This window comes from Actinomycetospora succinea, from assembly GCF_004363095.1.
Lineage (GTDB): Bacteria > Actinomycetota > Actinomycetes > Mycobacteriales > Pseudonocardiaceae > Actinomycetospora > Actinomycetospora succinea.
Genome location: NZ_SNYO01000001.1, coordinates 1110595 through 1127252, shown reverse-complemented (window position 1 = coordinate 1127252; position 16658 = coordinate 1110595). Strand labels below are relative to the sequence as shown.

Here is a 16658-nt window from a genome sequence, read left to right as displayed (position 1 = left end):
GGCGCTCGCGCTCAGCGCAGTCGCCGCGGCCCGCCGTCGCGGGGTCCCGGCGGTGGCCCGAGCGTGACCGTGACGCCGGTCGGGTGCGCGCCGCGGTCGGCGGCGAGCACCGGGTCGAGCACCAGCGAGCGGATCTCGGGGATCGCGTCGGCGAGCACGCCGATGCGCAGCACGAGGTCCTCGAGCGCGGGGAGGTCGGCGCGCCGGGCGCCGCGGTAGCCGTCGAGCAGCGGGGCCGCGCGGGGTGCGCGGACGAGCGTCGCGGCGTCCATCGTCGACAGCGGCGTGGCGCGGTAGGCGCGGTCTCCGAGCAGCTCGCCGACGACGCCCGCGAGGCCGAACGAGACCAGCGACCCGAACGACGGGTCGTCGCGGATCTCGATCACGCACGGGATGCCCGGCGGCGCCTGGACCTGCACGTACACCTCGTCGGTGCCCGAGAGCTCGACGAGCTGCTCGTAGGCGCTCGAGATCGCCGTGGACTCGGTGAGCCCCACGTGCACCCCGCGCAGGTCGGTGCGGTGGCGCCAGGCCCGGTCGGCGGTCTTGAGCACGACCGCGCCGCCGAGCTCGCGGGCCACGGCCACGGCGTCGTCGGCCGAGTGGACGCGGCGGAACGGGGCGACGACGACCCCGACGCAGCGCAGCAGCGCGTCGGCCTGCTCGTCGGTGAGCACCGTGCGCGGGCCGGGCGCGATGTCGTCCACCAGCGCCCGCGCGGCCTCGACGTCGACGCCCTCGGGCACGACGAAGTCGCCGACCGGCCGCGAGCGCCACTGCGTGTACCGCACGGCCCGGGACAGGGCGAGCACCGCGCGCTCGGGGCTCGGGTAGGACGGGATGCTGCCGCGCCCGGGCCCCGCGTGCCCGTTCGACACGGTGAGCACCTCGGGCACGCCCTCCGAGGCGAGGAACGTCGAGACCACCGGCTTCTCGGCGTCGCGCACCGCGTCGGCCAGCGCGCGGGCGTGGTCGGTCGGGTCGGTGGTGACCGCCGGGACGAAGACGACGACGAGGGCGTCGCACTGGTCGTCGGCCAGCAGGTCGGCGACCGCCGCGCGCAGCTCCTCCGCCCCGGCGCCCGTGCCGAGGTCGACGGGGTCGCGGGCCAGGAACAGACCCTGGGCGAGCACGACGTCGGCGGCCAGGATGCCGAGCGCGGTCGAGTTGCCGACGATCCCGATCCGCGGGCCGGGCGGCAGCGGCTGGTGGGCGAGGAGCTGGGCGGCGTCGAAGAGCTCGTCGACGGAGTCGACGCGGATGACCCCGGACTGGTCGAACACCGCGCCCACCGCGGCCTCGTCGATCGGCTGCGCGCTGCCGGCGAGTCCCGGTGCCACGGCGACGTGCCGCCCGCTCTTCACCGCGATCACCGGCTTCGTCCGGGCCAGCCGGCGGGCGACGCGGGCGAACTTGCGCGGGTTGCCGAAGCTCTCGAGGTAGAGCAGGACGACGTCGGTGTCGGGGTCGGTGTCCCAGTACTGCATGAGGTCGTTGCCCGAGAGGTCGGCGCGGTTGCCGGCCGACACGAACGACGAGAGCCCGAGACGGCGGTCGGCCGCGGCGGCGAGGATCTGGATGCCCAGCGCGCCCGACTGGCAGAAGAAGCCGACCCGGCCGGGCGGCGGCAGGTGCGGCGCGAGCGAGGCGTTGAGCGACACCTTCGCGTCGAGGTTGATCACGCCGAGCGCGCTCGGCCCGACGACGCGCATGCCGTTGGCGCGGGCGTCGGTGACCAGCTCGCGCTGGGCGGCGAGCCCGGTCGGGCCCGTCTCGCCGAAGCCCGAGGTGATCACGACGAGCGCGCGCACCCCCTTGGAGAGGCAGGCGTCGAACACGCCGGGCACCTCGTCGGGCGGCACCGCGAGCACGGCGAGGTCGACGTCGTCGGGGATGTCGGTCACCGACGGGTAGGCCCGCACCCCGCGCACCGAGCGCGCCTCGGGGTGCACCGGGTAGACGGGGCCGGTGAACCCCCCGCGCAGCAGGTTCGCGAGCACCACGTGGCCGATCTTCGTCGCGTCCGGCGAGGCGCCCACGACCGCCACGGAACGCGGGGTGAGGACGTTGGCGACGCTGCGGGCCTCGGCGCGCTGCTCGCGGGAGAGCTGGACCTCGCGGGCGCGGGAGGTCGACGCGACGTCGAACTCCAGGTGCAGCGTCGAGCCCTCGAGCGCGCGGCTGACCTCGAACCCGGCCTCGCGGAACACCCGCACCATCTGGTGGTTCTCGGTGAGCACCTCGGCGACGAAGCGGGTCAGCCCGCACTCGCGGGCGGCCGCCGCGAGGTGCTCGAGCAGGATCGAGCCCAGGCCCCGCCCCTGGTGGTCGTCGCGGACGACGAACGCCACCTCGGCGGCCGGCGACTCCGCGAGCCGCACGTAGCGCCCGATCGCGATGATCTCCCGGCCGAGCCAGAGGACCAGGGCGACCCGGTCGTGGTGGTCGACCTCGACGAAGTTCTTGAGGTCGCGCTCGGGGATCTGCGGATAGGGGCTGAAGTAGCGGAAGTAGCGGGTGCGGTCGGAGAGCCGGCCGTGGAACGCGACCACGGCGTCGGCGTCGTCGGTGGAGATCGGGCGCAGGTGGGCCGTGGCCCCGTCGGAGGCCACGACGTCGGCCTCCCAGTGGGCGGGGTAGGGCGCGTCGGGCACCGCCCGGACCTCTGCGGTGATGGCGTCGGGGTCCGCCGTCTCGGTCATCCTCGCCCTCGGGTGGGTCGGGGTACTGCTGTGGTCAGTCGCGGGAGTCCGCCGGGTCGAGGCCGTGCAGCGGGAACACGGCCCGCCGGGTCTCGAGCAGGAACGGGTCCACCTCGACCTCGGTGAACCCGCCCCACGGCTCGAAGTCGGTCGGGGCGTCCTCGGTCATCGAGGTCGGCAGGGGCCGGCGGGTCTTCTCGGTGGCGTAGGACGTCCAGTCGGCCGGGATCGGGCGGTGCGGCTCGACGTCGCGGTCGAGCACCGTCGCCAGCAGGTGGGTCCACGAGCGCGGCACCGCCCGGAAGAGGCCGTAGCCGCCCCCGCCGAGCGCGAGCCACTGGCCGCCGCTGTGCTCGGCGGCCAGCCGGCGCAGGCTCTGGTAGATCGCGCGGTGCCCGTCGACCGAGAGCGAGAGCTCGGCCAGCGGGTCCTCGTGGTGGGTGTCGACGCCGCACTGGGTGACCAGGATCTGCGGCTGGAACGACCGCAGCAGCCCGGGCACGACGGCGTGGAAGGCGCGCAGCCAGCCGGCGTCGCGGGTGCCAGGCGGGAGCGCGAGGTTCACCGCGCTGCCCGACGCCCGGCCCGAGCCCAGCTCGGAGGCGAACCCGGTGCCCGGCCACAGCGTGCGCGGGTGCTGGTGCATCGAGATCGTCAGCACCCGGTCGTCGTCGTAGAACGCGGCCTGGACGCCGTCGCCGTGGTGGACGTCGGTGTCGATGTAGCAGATGCGCTCGTAGCCGTGGTCGAGCAACCACGAGATCGCGACGGCGCAGTCGTTGTAGACGCAGAAGCCCCAGGCGTGGTCGGCCATCGCGTGGTGCAGGCCGCCCGCGATGTTGACCGCCCGGTCGGCGCGGCCCTCGGCGATCTCCCGGGCCGCGGCGATCGAGCCGCCGCAGACCAGGGCGCTCGCCTCGTGCATGCCCTCGAAGATCGGGTTGTCGGACGTGCCGAGCTGGTGGCGCGGGTCGTCGCCGTGGGACGGGGCCCGGCGCACCGCGTCGAGGTAGGACGCGACGTGGATGCGCTCGACCTCGGAGTCCGGGGCGGGCACCGGCACCAGCGGCTCGATCCCCTCGAGCACCCCGAGGGAACGGGCAAGGCGCATGGTGAGGTCGAGGCGCACCGGGTGCAGCGGGTGCTCCTCCGAGAGCTTGTAGCCCAGGAGGCTCTCGTCCCACACCACGGCCACGCGGGCCGGGTCCACGGTCGGCGCACCGGAGCTGGTCACGCCCGGACCCTACCGACCTACCCGGCGCCCTCGCCGGTCTCGACCGGGCGTCCCGTCCCGCACCAGTGCGACCAGCTGCCGACGTACAGGCCCGCGGGGTCCTCGGGCGGACGCAGCCCGGCGTGCTCGAGGCCGAGCACGAGCATCGCCGCGCTCACCCCGGAGCCGCAGTACGCGCCGACCGACCCGGCCTCCTCCACCAGCGGGCGCAGGATCGCGGCGGCGTCGTCGGGGTCGCGCCAGTGGCCGTCGGCGATCAGCGACGCGGCGGGCATGTTCGCCGCGCCCGGCACGTGGCCGGCGATCGGGTCGAGCGGCTCGGTCTCGCCGCGGAAGCGCTCGGCCGCGCGGCCGTCGAGCAGCACGCCGCCCTCGTCCGCCGCCACGCCCGCGGCGTCCTCGGCGGTGAGCACCGGCATCGAGCCCGCCGTGAGCCGCAGGCCGCCGGGCCGGCGCACGCCGCCCGACGTCGTCGCGACCTCACCGCCGGCCGCCGTCCACGCGGGCCAGCCGCCGTCGAGCACCGCGACCTGGCCGGGGTGGAGCCCCGCCCACCGCAGCACCCACCACGCCCGCGCCGACGCCATCCCGTCGCCGCCGTCGTAGAGGACGATCTCGGAGTCGTCGTCCGCCCCGGCGCGCTGCACGGTCTCCTCGAGCACGTCGGGATCGGGCAGCGGGTGGCGTCCCGCGGGCCCGGGCGGGCCGGCGAGCTCGGTGTCGAGGTCGACGTAGACCGCGCCCGGGATGTGCCCCGCCTCGTGCTCCACGAGACCGGGCGGGTCCTCCCGCGCGGCGGCCTTGCGCTCCTTGGCGTTGCGGGGCGGCGGGCGCAGCGTCCAGCGCACGTCGAGCACGACGGGACGCCGGTCCTCACGCCCCAGCGCCTCCCGCAACCAGGCGACGGACACGACCGGTGTGGGCAGGGGACCCGGCGAGGTGGCCATGGGACGATCGTGCCCTGCCCCACGAAGCGACCGCCGTCCGGTGTCTGGCGCCGTCGGTACCATGGGTGCGGAGAAAGGGGTGGACATGAACGACCTCATCGACACCACCGAGATGTACCTCCGCACGATCTACGAGCTCGAGGAGGAAGGGGTCGTCCCCCTCCGAGCCCGCATCGCGGAGCGCCTGGAGCAGAGCGGGCCGACCGTGAGCCAGACCGTGGCGCGCATGGAGCGCGACGGGCTCGTCCACGTCGCCGGCGATCGCCACCTCGAGCTCACCCCCGCCGGCCGCGCCAAGGCGGTCGCCGTCATGCGCAAGCACCGCCTCGCCGAGCTGCTGCTCGTCAACGTCATCGGGCTCGAGTGGGAGCACGTCCACGTCGAGGCGTGCCGCTGGGAGCACGTCATGAGCGACGCGGTCGAGCGCAAGCTCTTCACGCTGCTCGGCGAGCCCTCGGTGTCGCCGTACGGCAACCCGATCCCCGGCCTCGAGTCCCTGCGCAGCGGCGCGGAGATCGACGGCGAGGTCACCGCGCCGCAGCGCACGCCGACGCCCGACGAGGCCGGCCTCGTGCGCCTCGACGAGTTCGCGCGCAGCGGTGGCGGCAAGGTCGAGGTGCGCCGCATCGCCGAGCACATCCAGCTCAACGAGCCGCTCATGGCCCACCTCAAGTCCGCCGGTGTCCTGCCCGGCAGCGACGTCGACGTCATCGCCATCCCCCGCTTCGGCGACGCCGTGGGCGTCGGGCACAAGGGCGCGCGCTCGGAGGTCGACCCCCTGGTCGCCCACGCCGTCCTGGTCCGCGCGCAGTAGGTCCACCCAGCCCGTCCGGCGCCGGGTCCGCCCGGCACACTGGCGACCATGACGCTGGTGGTCACGGGCGGGGCGGGCTACGTCGGCAGTGTGTGCGCACAGCACCTGCTCGACGCCGGGCACGACGTGGTGGTGGTCGACGACCTCACCACCGGGCACGAGGACGCCGTCCCCGCGGGCGCGCGGCTCGTGGTGGGCGACGTCGCGGAGGTCGCCGACGACGTCCTCGGCGCCGGGGGCGTCGACGGCGTGATCCACTGCGCGGCCCGCTCGCTGGTCGGCGAGTCGGCCGAGAAGCCCGCGAAGTACTGGCACGGCAACGTCGTCACGACGATCGCCCTGCTCGACGCGGTGTGCCGCCACCGCGTGCCGCGCCTGGTGTTCTCGTCGACGGCCGCGACCTACGGCGAGCCGGAGTCCTCGCCGATCACCGAGGACGCACCGACCCGGCCCACCAACACCTACGGCGCCACGAAGCTCGCCGTCGACCACGCGATCGGCACCTACGCCGCCGCGTCCGGGGGCGAGCTCGGCGCGGTGAGCCTGCGCTACTTCAACGTGGCCGGCGCGCACGCGGGCGCCGGGAGCGCCCTCGGCGAGCGGCACACCGTCGAGACCCACCTCATCCCGCTCGTGCTCCAGGTCGCCCTCGGGCAGCGGGACGAGATCGCGATCTTCGGCGACGACTGGCCCACCGCCGACGGCACCTGCGTGCGCGACTACATCCACGTCGACGACCTCGCCGAGGCCCACCTCCTCGCGCTCGACCTGCTCGCCCGCGGCGACGCCTCCGTGATCGAGAAGGCGGGCGGCCACCTCGTCTGCAACCTCGGCAACGGCACCGGGTTCTCGGTGCTCGAGGTGATCGAGGCCTGCCGCCGCGTCACCGGCCACCCGATCCCGGCCCGCGTCGCCCCGCGACGCACCGGCGACCCCGGGGTCCTCGTCGCCTCGTCCGCGCGCGCCCGCGACGAGCTGGGCTGGAAGCCGACCCACACCGACCTCGACGGGATCGTCGCGGACGCCTGGGCCTTCGCGCGGTCCCGGGCCGCGGGCTGAGCGCATCGCCGGCTGAGACTCACCCGGCCCGTCCCCGCAGGTGCGCCACCGACTCGGCGCTCGCGTCGCGGATGACCGCGCGCACCGCCTCCGGGCCCGCGCCGGTCGCGAGGAGCGTTTGCACGATGGTGGTCAGCCGGTGCCCCGGGTCGGCGCGGTGCGCACGCTCGAGGGCGACCCCGACCAGCGCCGAGCCGCCCCGCACCAGCAGCGTGCAGGCGAGCAGCACCGCGGGGTCGGCGACCTCCGGGGCCGGCACCGCCCGGACCAGCAGCGTCCACAGTGCCTGCGCGGCCGCCGCCACGGCCTCGTCCGGGTCGAGCGCCCAGCCCATGGCGGCGTCGCGCACCACGGGGTCGCCCAGCGCCACGGCGACCCGGGCGATCTCGGTGTCGGTGAGCACCCGGCCGGCCGCCACCTCGTCGCGCGCCGTCGCGACGGCGTCCAGGTCGCGGCGCGCGGCCGCGGGCCCGCCGAGCTCGCGGTCGAGGATCGCGGCCTCGAGCTCGGCGCGCAGCAGCCCGTCGAGGCGCGGGAGCGGCGGGCCCGGGGCGAGCGAGGCCTCGAGCTCGGCCCGCGAGTCGTAGGTGACCTGCCCCAGCCAGGCCGCGGCGGCCGCAAGCGGCGAGTCGTCGGTCGGCCCGACGGTGCCGCGGCAGTCGCACGGCGGGTAGCAGCGCCAGGGCGCGCCGCCGGCGATGCGCGGCACCCACATCCGCGTGGCGGTGTCGACGCCGTGGCCGGTGAAGGCCTCGCGGGCGGCGTCGGCGACGTCCCGGCGCGGCGGGTCGGCCAGACCGTCCGTGCCGTCCGCCTCCTCGACCACGATCACCATCACCTCCCGCGGGCCGGTCGCCGCGACCCGCGCGGCGCACCCGTGCACCACCGCGTCGAGGTCGTCCGGCGGCGGGAGGTCCGCCCGTGCGACGACACCGAGACGGCGGCTCCGGCCGGTGCCGTGGACCGCGACCAGGACGAGGGACGCCACGGGCCGGAAGCCCAGCAGGTGGGGCACCGCGGCCACGAGCTCGCCGGGGTCGTGCAGGCGCAGGGACAGGGACGCGGACCGGGGTTCGGTGTTCACACGGGTTCCGACGCAGCGGCGGTTCCCCCGGCTCCGAACGATTTCCGGGCCTGTGGACAACGGGCCCGCGCTGTTCGCGCGCCCGTCACCGGCGGTGCGGTTGCCGGTCTGCGCGGCGACGGCGAGGGTGAGCAGCGTGCACCCGGTGGATCCGCCCGCTGAGCCCGTGTCCGAACCCGATGCCGCACCGCGCCGCGACTACGACCTCGTGGTCATCGGCTCCGGCCCCGGCGGGCAGAAGGCGGCGATCGCGGCGGCCAAGCTCGGCAAGCGCGTCGCCGTCGTCGAGCGTCGCGGCATGATCGGCGGTGTCTGCACGCAGACCGGCACGATCCCGTCGAAGACGCTGCGCGAGGCCGTCCTCTACCTCACCGGCTACGCGATGCGCGGGCTCTACGGCGAGAGCTACCGCGTCAAGCAGGACATCACCGTCCAGGACCTGCTGGCCCGCACCCACTTCGTCATCGGGCGCGAGGAGGAGGTGATCCGGGCGCAGCTGCAGCGCAACCGGGTCGACCTGCTCGCCGGCGCCGCGCGGTTCGTCGACGACCACAGCATCGAGGTCATCGGCGAGCGCCGCGGCGAGCACCAGGTGGTCACGGCCGACCGCGTCGTCATCGCCACCGGTACCCGGCCCGCCCGGCCGCCGCAGGTGGAGTTCGACGACCGCCGCGTCCTCGACTCCGACGGCATCCTGACCATGGAGCACATCCCGTCGAGCATGGTCGTCGTCGGTGCCGGCGTGATCGGCATCGAGTACGCCTCGATGTTCGCCGCCCTCGGCACGCGCGTCACCGTCGTCGAGCGGCGCCCGCAGATGCTCGACTTCTGCGACGCCGAGGTCGTCGAGTCGCTGAAGTTCCACCTGCGCGACCTCGCGGTCACCTTCCGCTTCGGCGAGGAGGTCTCCGGGGTCTCGGTGTCCGAGCGCGGCACGGTGACCACGCTCGTCTCCGGCAAGAAGATCCCGGCCGAGACGGTCATGTACTCGGCGGGGCGCCAGGGCGTCACCGACGAGCTCGCCGTCGAGCGCGCCGGGCTCGAGACCGACGCCCGCGGCCGGATCAAGGTCGACGAGCACTTCCGCACCGCGGTGCCGCACATCTACTCGGTCGGCGACGTCATCGGCTTCCCCGCGCTCGCGGCGACGTCGATGGAGCAGGGCCGGCAGGCGGCGTACCACGCGTTCGGCGAACCGGTCCATTCCATGGCCGAGGTCTCGCCGTTCGGGATCTACACGATTCCCGAGGTCAGCTACTGCGGGGCGACCGAGTCCGAGCTGACCGAGAAGGCGGTCCCCTACGAGGTCGGCATCTCGCGCTACCGGGAGCTCGCGCGCGGCCAGATCGTCGGCGACGACTACGGGATGCTCAAGCTGCTGGTCTCCCCCGACACGCACGCGCTGCTCGGCGTGCACGTGTTCGGCACCTCGGCCACCGAGCTGGTGCACATCGGGCAGGCGATCATGGGGTGTGGCGGGACCGTCGACTACCTCGTCGACGCCGTCCTGAACTACCCGACGCTGTCCGAGGCCTACAAGGTCGCCGCGCTCGACGCGACGAACAAGATCCGTGCCCTCGAACAGTTCGCCTGAGCCCGGGTTCGCGCGCACCGACTTCGTCCTGCCCCGCGCGCCCGACGGCTCCGACGCGGTCTACCTCGCCGGCAACTCCCTCGGCGCGCAGCCCCGCGCCGCGCGGACGGCCCTGCTGGCCGCCGTCGACGAGCAGTGGGCGGCGGTCGGCGTCGCGGGCTGGGAGGACTGCGGCTGGTGGGCGACCCCGCAGCGCCTCGGGGACCGGGTGGGCGCGCTGGTCGGGGCGGCGCCGGGGCAGGTCGTCGTCGGCGACTCGACGTCGGTGCAGCTCTTCGGCGCGCTGATTGCCGCCGCCCGGCTGCGTCCCGGGCGCAGCGTGCTGGTCTCCGACGGCGGCCACTTCCCCACCGACCGCTACCTCGCCGCGTCGGTGGCGCGCCTGACGGGTCTCGAGCTGCGCACCGCCTCGCCCGACGCGATGGTCCCGGACGCCGACACCGCGGTGGTCGCCGTGCCCGCCGTCGACTTCCGGACCGGCGAGCGCTGGGACCTCGCGGCGATCGTCGAGCGCGCCCACGAGGCCGGCGCCGTCGTGCTCGTCGACCTCTCGCACGCGGTGGGCGTGATGCCGGTGGCCCTCGACGCGCTCGACGTCGACCTCGCGGTGGGCTGCACGTACAAGTACCTCAACGGCGGGCCCGGCGCGCCGGCGTTCGCCTACGTCGCGGCCCGCCACCACGACGTCCTCGACCCGCCGCTCACCGGCTGGACCGGGCACGCCGACCCGTTCGCGATGACCGAGGCGTGGACGCCGGCGCCGGGCGTCGGGCGCCTGCGCATCGGGACCCCGCCGATGCTCTCGATGCTCGCGCTCGACGGGGCGCTCGGGGTGTTCGACGGCCCCGACAGCCCTGACCTCGCCGGTGTCCGCGCCGCGTCCCTGGCGCTCGGCGACGCGTTCCTCGAGGCGCTGCCGGACGCCGCGGACGTCGTCACCCCGCGCGCGCACGAGCGCCGGGGCGGGCACGTCGCGGTCCGGGTCCGCGACGCCGAGGGCCTGTGCGCGGCGCTGGCCCGGCGCGGCGTCGTCGTCGACGCCCGGCCGCCGGACCTGCTGCGCTTCGGCTTCGCGGCGCCGTACGTGACCGTCGACGACGCCCGCACCGCGGCGCGGGAACTGGCGGGGCTGGTCCAGTAACAACGAACGCGCCGTTCGCTGCGCTGGGAGCAGCGAACGGCGCGTTCGTGTCGTACGGCGGTGGCGGAGATCAGCTCCCGGTCGGGAAGCGCAGGTTCGCGCCGACGCCGTCCTGGAGCTCGGCGCCACCGCCGAGGACCTGGACGTCGCCGCCGAGCGCGCCGACGGCGCGCAGCAGCACCTGCTCGGCGGGCCGGGCGACGGGCTCGACGTCGGACATCTCCTTCAGGTTGGCCGGGTCGGTGGAGATCTGCTCGGGCGAGGAACCGACGTAGAGCTCCCCGGGCACCTCCTGGCCGTCGACCAGCAGCAGCGTGTCGACGGCGCCGGTGCGGGCGGCCTCGAGGACCGGCTCGAGGCCCTCGACCGCGTTGGCGTGGCCCTTGCCCTCCTCGAAGCGTTGGCGCACGCGCGTCTCGCGCTCGGTGGCGACGACGCCGGCGGCCGTGAGCATCTCGTCCTCGAGCGCGTCCTCCGACGCGCCGGCGGCCCGGCTGCCGGCCTCGATCTCGCGGGTGATGTCGGCGAGGTCGCCGGGCAGCTCGTTGCGCACCGAGGAGCGGCCCTGGACCTCGCCGGCCAGGACGATGACCTCGGGGCGGAACTGCTTGACCGCGCTGCGGATGCCCTTGACCACCTCGTCGGCGTTCTCGTACGACGCCATCTCGTGGCGGTTCTGCCGCGTGCGGTTGCCGGGACCGCCACCCCGCGCCTTGTGCACGGTCTCGATGGCCTGGCCCTTGATCGTCTCCTCGGAGAGCTCGCGGGCGCCCTCGCTGTTGTCGGCGATCACCTGGTACAGGTCGCCGCCGGTCTGGTCGACCACGGCGAGCAGCACGCGGACCGAGCCGGTCTGGCTGCGGTAGTACCGGCCGAGCTCGGGCAGCGGCGACCAGACGGCGATGTCGCCCGCCGCGTCGACGGCCTCGACCTCGTCGTCGAAGAGCACGCCGTCCGCGGACGCCACCAGGACGCGACCGACGCCGGTGACCGAGCCGGCACGCTCGCCGCCCAGCTCGTCGTCCAGCGCGGCGAGCGTCTTGTCGTCGGCGCCGGCCTCCTTGAGCTGCTTCTGCAGGTCCCTCCAGCGCAGCTCGACCTGCTTCGCCGAGTTCTCCCCGGCCTGCACGGCCTCCAGGTAGACCGTCGCGAACGGGCCCGGCCGCTCGAAGATCTCACGGGTGCGCGACAGGTCCATCCGGTGTTCCTCCTCTGATCCCGCGCGGGTCGCGGGTCGGTTCTCGGGGTGTCCCCACGCCTACCCGAACGCCCGGCTGCACATGCGTCCTCGCCCCGAGTGCGGTAAGCCGGGCGACGTGCGGGAGATAGCCGTGGACGACGTCGCCGACACGGTCCGGCGGCTGTGCATCGAGGCCAACCACGAGCTGCGCGGCGACCACGTCGACGCGCTGCGCCGGGCCCGGGACCGCGAGCAGTCCCCGATCGGGCAGGAGGTGCTCGACCGGCTGCTCGCCAACGCGGAGGTCTCGGCGCGCGAGCAGATCGCGTTCTGCCAGGACACCGGCTACGCCGTCTGCTTCCTCGAGATCGGCCAGGACGTCCACTTCACGGGCGGCTCGCTCGCCGCGGCCCTCGACCGCGGCGTTGCCGACGGGTACCGCGAGGGCTACCTGCGCGCCTCGCTGGTCCGCTCCCCCGTCGACCGCACCAACACCGGCGACAACACGCCCGCAATGGTCCACTACGACCTCGTCGAGGGCGACGGCGTCCGCCTGACGCTGCTGGTCAAGGGCGCGGGCTGCGACAACATGTCGGCGCTGCGGATGCTGACGCCGGCGGCCGGGGTGGCGGGCATGAAGCGCTTCGTCGTCGAGACGATCGAGGCGGCGGGCCCGAGCGCCTCGCCGCCGGTGACGGTCGGGATCGGGATGGGCGGGACCTTCGACCGCGCCGCGGTGCTCGCGAAGAAGGCGCTGACCCGCGAGCCCACCGGGTCGCCGTCCCCGGTCCCGGAGCTCGCCGAGCTGGAGGCCGAGCTCGTCGACGCGATCGACGCCACGGGCATCGGGCCGGCGGGCTTCGGGGGCACGGTGACGACGGTGGCCGTGCACGTCGAGGCCTACCCGACGCACATCGCCGCCTTCCCCGTCGCGCTCAACCTCGACTGCCACTCCCACCGCGTCCGGACGGTGACGCTGTGACCCGCGCGGTCCGGCTGCCGCTCGACGCCGAGGTCGTCGGGGAGCTGCGCAGCGGGGACTCGGTGCTCCTGTCCGGCCCGCTCGTGACCGGCCGGGACGCCGCGCACGGCCGCTTCGCCGAGGCGATCGAGGGCGGCGGGCTGCTCCCGTTCGACCCGGCCGGCGAGACCCTCTATTTCGTCGGCCCCACCCCCGCCCGGCCCGGGCACGCGATCGGCGCCGCCGGCCCGACCACCGCGTCGCGCATGGACGCCTGGTCGCCGCTGCTCGTCGAGCGAGGCCTGCGCGGCATGATCGGCAAGGGCCGGCGCTCGGAGGCCGTCAAGGACGCGATGCTCGAGCACGGCTGCGTCTACTTCGGCGCGATCGAGGGCACCGCGGCGCTCCTGTCGCAGTGCGTCGTGTCGTCCGAGATCATCGCCTACGAGGACCTGGGCGCCGAGGCCGTGCGCCGTCTCGAGGTCCGCGACTTCCCCGCGCTCGTCGTCAACGACCTCCACGGCGGCGACCTCTACCGCGACGGCCCGGCACGCTGGCGCCGCGCGCCGGCCTCGCCATGAGCACGATCTCGTTCCCGGACGGCCAGCGGATGACCGTCGAGGCGTCGGCACCGGACTTCGTCTTCTCCGCCGTCCTGCCGCCCCGGCACGCGGGCCCGCCCGCTCATCGGCACCGTCGCGAGCGCGAGGTGTTCACCGTCGAGGAGGGCCGCCTCGTGGTGCGGCTCGGGAGCGAGCGGCGCCTGCTGGTGCCCGGGGAGTCGGTCGCCGTGCCGCCCAGCACGACCCATGCGTTCGCCAACCCCTTCGACGAGCCGGTCCGGCTCCGCACGGTGGAGGCCCCGGCGGGCCCGCTGCAGGCCCAGCTCCGCGCCCTGGCCGCCGCGTCGGGACGGCCGCCGCTGCTCGAGCTGGCGCGGATCAACGCCGAGCACGGCTTCTCGTTCACCGCCGCCGGCCTGCCCGACGGGCCCCAGCGCGTCCTCTGGCGGCTGCTCGCGCGATGGGCGGCGCGCCGGTGACGGCCCCGCACGTGACGACCCTGCGCGTGGCGACCTGGAACCTCTGGTGGCGCTTCGGTGACCCCGACCGGCGCCGGCCCGCGATCGCCGCCGAGCTGCGGGACACCGACGCCGACCTCGTCGGGCTGCAGGAGGTGTGGTCCCGCGGCGACCGGCACCTCGCCGCGGAGCTCGCCGACGAGCTCGGGCGGCACGTCGCCTTCGTCGCCGTCCCCGATCCCTCGTTCTGGACCGACCGCCTCGGGGACGACTCCTTCGGCCTCGGCAACGCGGTGCTGAGCCGCTGGCCGCTGCGCGACGTCCGCGCCGAGGTCCTGCCCACCGGGGGCGGGCCGGAGGCCCAGATCCTGCTCTCGGTCGTGGCCGACACCCCGGCCGGCTCGCTGCGCCTCGTCACGACGCACCTCACCCCGGCCCTGACGGACTCGGCCCGCCGGGTCGCCCAGGTCCGCGCGCTCGCGCGCCACGTGGTGGACGCGGAGCCCACCGACCTCCCGCCGGTCGTCACCGGGGACTTCAACGCCGAGCCGGACTCCGACGAGATGCGGCTGCTCGAGGGCCACCTGACCGCGCCGGCGGAGCCCGGCCTGCTGCTCGCCGACGCCTGGCGGTGGGCGACGCCGCCCGCGCGGGACGACGGGGCGACCTGGCGGTCCGACAACCCCTACGTCGCCGCGCGCGGGGACCCGCCGTCGCGTGTCGACCGCGTCCTGCTCGGGCTCGGCCGCGGTCGGGTGCCCGTCGGCGTCGAGAGCGTCGGGCTGCTCGGCACCCGCGGCCGTCCGGGTCCCGACGGCGAGGTCTGGCCGTCCGACCACGCCGGCGTCGTCGTCGACCTGCGGGCCGGGACGTGACCGGAGCGGGGCACTTCGGTCGAACCACGCCCACGGGGTGCCCGGCGGGGCCGCGGGTGCTCTGATCGACCGCACAGACATCGACGTGCGGAGGCGGAGCATGCAGTACGACGCGATCCTGGCCGAGACGATCGGGATCCGCGGGCACGCGGACGACGAGATCGAGGCCTACACCGCGCGGCCGATGGACGGCGGGTCGCGCGGCGGCATGATCGTCATCCACCACATGCCGGGCTACGACGCCGGGACGAAGGAGATCACCCGGCGCTTCGCGACCATGGGCTACCACGCGATCTGCCCGAACCTCTACACGCGCGAGGCCCCCGGCGCCGACCCCGACGACGCCGCCGCCACCGCCCGCGCGCAGGGCGGCGTGCCCGACGAGCGGTTCGTCGGCGACGCCGCGGGCGCCGCGCGCTGGCTGCGCAGCCTGCCCTCGGCCAACGGCAACGTCGGGGCGATCGGCTTCTGCTCCGGTGGGCGCCAGGCGGTGCTCGCCGGCATCGAGGTCGACCTCCAGGCCGCCGTCGACTGCTACGGCGCGTTCGTCGTCGGCACGCCGCCGGAGGGGTTCCCGCTGCAGGTCTCGCCGCTCGCCGACCGCATCCCCGAGCTGCGTGCCCCGCTGCTCGGCCTGTTCGGCAACGAGGACTCCTACCCCTCCCCCGACCAGGTCGACGAGCTGGAGAAGCTGCTCCAGGAGAACGGCAAGGCCTACGAGTTCCACCGCTACGACGACGCCGGCCACGCGTTCTTCTCCGTCGACCGCCCCGCCTACCGCGTCGCCGCGGCCGTCGACGGCTGGGAGAAGATCAGCTCCTTCCTCGCCCGCCACCTGGGGTCCTGACATGTGCACCTACAGCACCGAGAAGCTCGACCTCGCGAAGTCCAGCGGCAAGGGCCCCGAGGGCTGGTTCCCGCTGGAGACGGCGACCGTCTACTACGACCACCCCGTCCACGCGCCCGACGAGCACACCGTCAACATCGACTTCCTCAACCCCGGGCGCGGGCCGGGCGCGCGCGTCGCCGTGGAGCTGAGCCTCGACTCGGCGCGCGCGCTCCTCGCCGCCCTCGCCGTCACCGTGGAGCGCGCCGCGCACCACTGAGCCCGCCCCCGACGGTGATCAGGGGCGACGTCGCGCACCTTCGGGCGGTCCCGAGGTGCGTGGCGGCACCCCTGATCACGGTTCGGCATCGGCGCCTTGCTGTACCGACAGTCGCGATATATCGTTGACGTGTCGCGAACGAACGAAGAAGGAGGAGCGACATGACTACCCACGATTTTCCCGGCGGTCGCCGGGACGTCGATGACGACGGCCCCGAGGGCCGTGCACACGGGCGGGGACGCGGGCACGGCCCGCACCGCCACCCCGGCTTCGGCCGGGAGGCCATGTTCGGTGAGTTCCCGGGCGGTCCGCGCGGGAAGTTCCGCCGTGGCGGACGACGGGGCGGCCCGTTCGGCCGGCCCGGCTTCGGGCCGGGTGGCCCGGGCGGATTCGGTGGCTTCGGTGGCCCCGGCGGCGGCTTCGGCGGCCCGCGCGGCGGACACCGTGGTCGCCGGGCGCGCGGTGACGTGCGCACGGCGGTGCTGGCCCTCCTCGCGGAGGCGCCGATGCACGGCTACCAGATCATCCAGGAGATCGGCGAGCGCTCCGGCGGGTCCTGGCGACCCAGTCCGGGGTCGGTCTACCCGACCGTCTCGCAGCTCGCCGACGAGGGCCTGGTGCGCACCGAGAAGGCCGAGGGCCGCTCGGTGATCCACCTGACCGACGCCGGCCGCACCTACGTCGACGAGCACCGCGAGGAGCTCGACGCCGTCTGGAGCACGGCCGCCGCCGAGGACGGCTTCAGCGCGCTGCGCGAGGCCGGGGCGGGGCTGGCCGGCGCCGTCGCGCAGGTCGCCCAGGTCGGTCGGGACGAGCAGGTCGCCGAAGCGGTGCGCCTGCTCGACGACACCCGCCGGCGCCTCTACCTGCTGCTCGCGGGCGAGGAGACGGCGAGCACCGACGCCCCGGACGACGAGTCCGACACCGCCGGGTGAGCGTC

General features: G+C 75.2%; 16 protein-coding genes. 11 read left to right on the top strand and 5 right to left on the bottom strand.

The genetic code is table 11. The annotated features are described in order from the left end of the window. Positions 1–11: 11 nt before the first annotated feature. From EV188_RS05365 to EV188_RS05355, 3 genes are read right to left on the bottom strand one after another with little or no spacing between them, the layout of a single operon-like run. Entirely contained in the window at positions 12–2702 is a 2691-nt protein-coding gene (locus tag EV188_RS05365; RefSeq protein ID WP_133825127.1) for a bifunctional acetate--CoA ligase family protein/GNAT family N-acetyltransferase, read from the bottom strand. Positions 2703–2736: 34 nt separating this feature from the next. Next, positions 2737–3936, bottom strand: a complete 1200-nt coding sequence (locus EV188_RS05360) for an acetoin utilization protein AcuC (RefSeq protein ID WP_243741482.1) — start codon at positions 3934–3936, stop codon at positions 2737–2739. Positions 3937–3953: 17 nt separating this feature from the next. After that, positions 3954–4883, bottom strand: a complete 930-nt coding sequence (locus EV188_RS05355) for a sulfurtransferase (RefSeq protein WP_133825126.1) — start codon at positions 4881–4883, stop codon at positions 3954–3956. A gap of 85 nt (positions 4884–4968) precedes the next feature. On the opposite strand from EV188_RS05355, the gene EV188_RS05350 reads away from it, so the two are divergent. Continuing rightward, the gene (locus tag EV188_RS05350; protein ID WP_133825125.1) at positions 4969–5697 is read left to right on the top strand and encodes an iron-dependent transcriptional repressor DtxR; all 729 of its coding nucleotides are present in this window, start codon (positions 4969–4971) and stop codon (positions 5695–5697) included. Between the two features lie 48 nt (positions 5698–5745). Beyond that, a complete protein-coding gene (galE, locus tag EV188_RS05345) occupies positions 5746–6756 on the top strand; it encodes a UDP-glucose 4-epimerase GalE (RefSeq protein ID WP_133825124.1) in 1011 nt (336 codons plus the stop codon). Positions 6757–6775: 19 nt separating this feature from the next. Here galE and EV188_RS05340 read toward each other — a convergent pair whose 3' ends face one another. Then, positions 6776–7840, bottom strand: a complete 1065-nt coding sequence (locus EV188_RS05340) for a DUF4192 domain-containing protein (protein WP_166659719.1) — start codon at positions 7838–7840, stop codon at positions 6776–6778. A gap of 166 nt (positions 7841–8006) precedes the next feature. On the opposite strand from EV188_RS05340, the gene sthA reads away from it, so the two are divergent. Together sthA and EV188_RS05330 are read left to right on the top strand one after the other, a co-directional pair. Then, positions 8007–9434 (top strand): Si-specific NAD(P)(+) transhydrogenase, encoded by a 1428-nt coding sequence (gene sthA, locus EV188_RS05335; RefSeq protein WP_133825122.1) that lies wholly within the window; start codon positions 8007–8009, stop codon positions 9432–9434. After that, complete coding sequence (locus EV188_RS05330; RefSeq protein WP_243741481.1) at positions 9412–10575, top strand: aminotransferase class V-fold PLP-dependent enzyme; 1164 nt, start codon at positions 9412–9414, stop codon at positions 10573–10575. Before sthA ends, EV188_RS05330 begins: the two co-directional genes overlap by 23 nt. Before the next feature lie 70 nt (positions 10576–10645). Here EV188_RS05330 and EV188_RS05325 read toward each other — a convergent pair whose 3' ends face one another. After that, on the bottom strand, positions 10646–11773 hold the full coding sequence (locus EV188_RS05325; protein WP_133825121.1) for a baeRF2 domain-containing protein: 1128 nt from the start codon (positions 11771–11773) through the stop codon (positions 10646–10648). Between the two features lie 133 nt (positions 11774–11906). Between EV188_RS05325 and EV188_RS05320 the strand changes: the two genes are divergently transcribed. From EV188_RS05320 to EV188_RS05290, 7 genes are all read left to right on the top strand, one after another. Further along, entirely contained in the window at positions 11907–12737 is an 831-nt protein-coding gene (locus EV188_RS05320) for a fumarate hydratase (RefSeq protein ID WP_243741480.1), read from the top strand. Beyond that, positions 12734–13297 carry a fumarate hydratase C-terminal domain-containing protein gene (locus tag EV188_RS05315; protein ID WP_133825119.1) on the top strand — a complete coding sequence of 188 codons (564 nt, stop codon included), beginning with the start codon at positions 12734–12736 and terminating at the stop codon, positions 13295–13297. The genes EV188_RS05320 and EV188_RS05315 overlap by 4 nt, the downstream gene beginning before the upstream one ends. Beyond that, positions 13294–13758: a cupin domain-containing protein gene (locus EV188_RS05310; RefSeq protein ID WP_133825118.1), complete on the top strand. Its 465-nt coding sequence runs from the start codon at positions 13294–13296 to the stop codon at positions 13756–13758. Before EV188_RS05315 ends, EV188_RS05310 begins: the two co-directional genes overlap by 4 nt. An 11-nt stretch (positions 13759–13769) precedes the next feature. Next, complete coding sequence (locus EV188_RS05305; RefSeq protein WP_243741479.1) at positions 13770–14612, top strand: endonuclease/exonuclease/phosphatase family protein; 843 nt, start codon at positions 13770–13772, stop codon at positions 14610–14612. A gap of 100 nt (positions 14613–14712) precedes the next feature. Further along, positions 14713–15459 (top strand): dienelactone hydrolase family protein, encoded by a 747-nt coding sequence (locus EV188_RS05300; protein WP_133825116.1) that lies wholly within the window; start codon positions 14713–14715, stop codon positions 15457–15459. Between the two features lies 1 nt (position 15460). Continuing rightward, positions 15461–15718 (top strand): DUF6295 family protein, encoded by a 258-nt coding sequence (locus EV188_RS05295; protein ID WP_133825115.1) that lies wholly within the window; start codon positions 15461–15463, stop codon positions 15716–15718. 161 nt (positions 15719–15879) lie between these two features. Beyond that, on the top strand, positions 15880–16653 hold the full coding sequence (locus tag EV188_RS05290) for a PadR family transcriptional regulator (RefSeq protein ID WP_133825114.1): 774 nt from the start codon (positions 15880–15882) through the stop codon (positions 16651–16653). Positions 16654–16658: the final 5 nt, after the last annotated feature.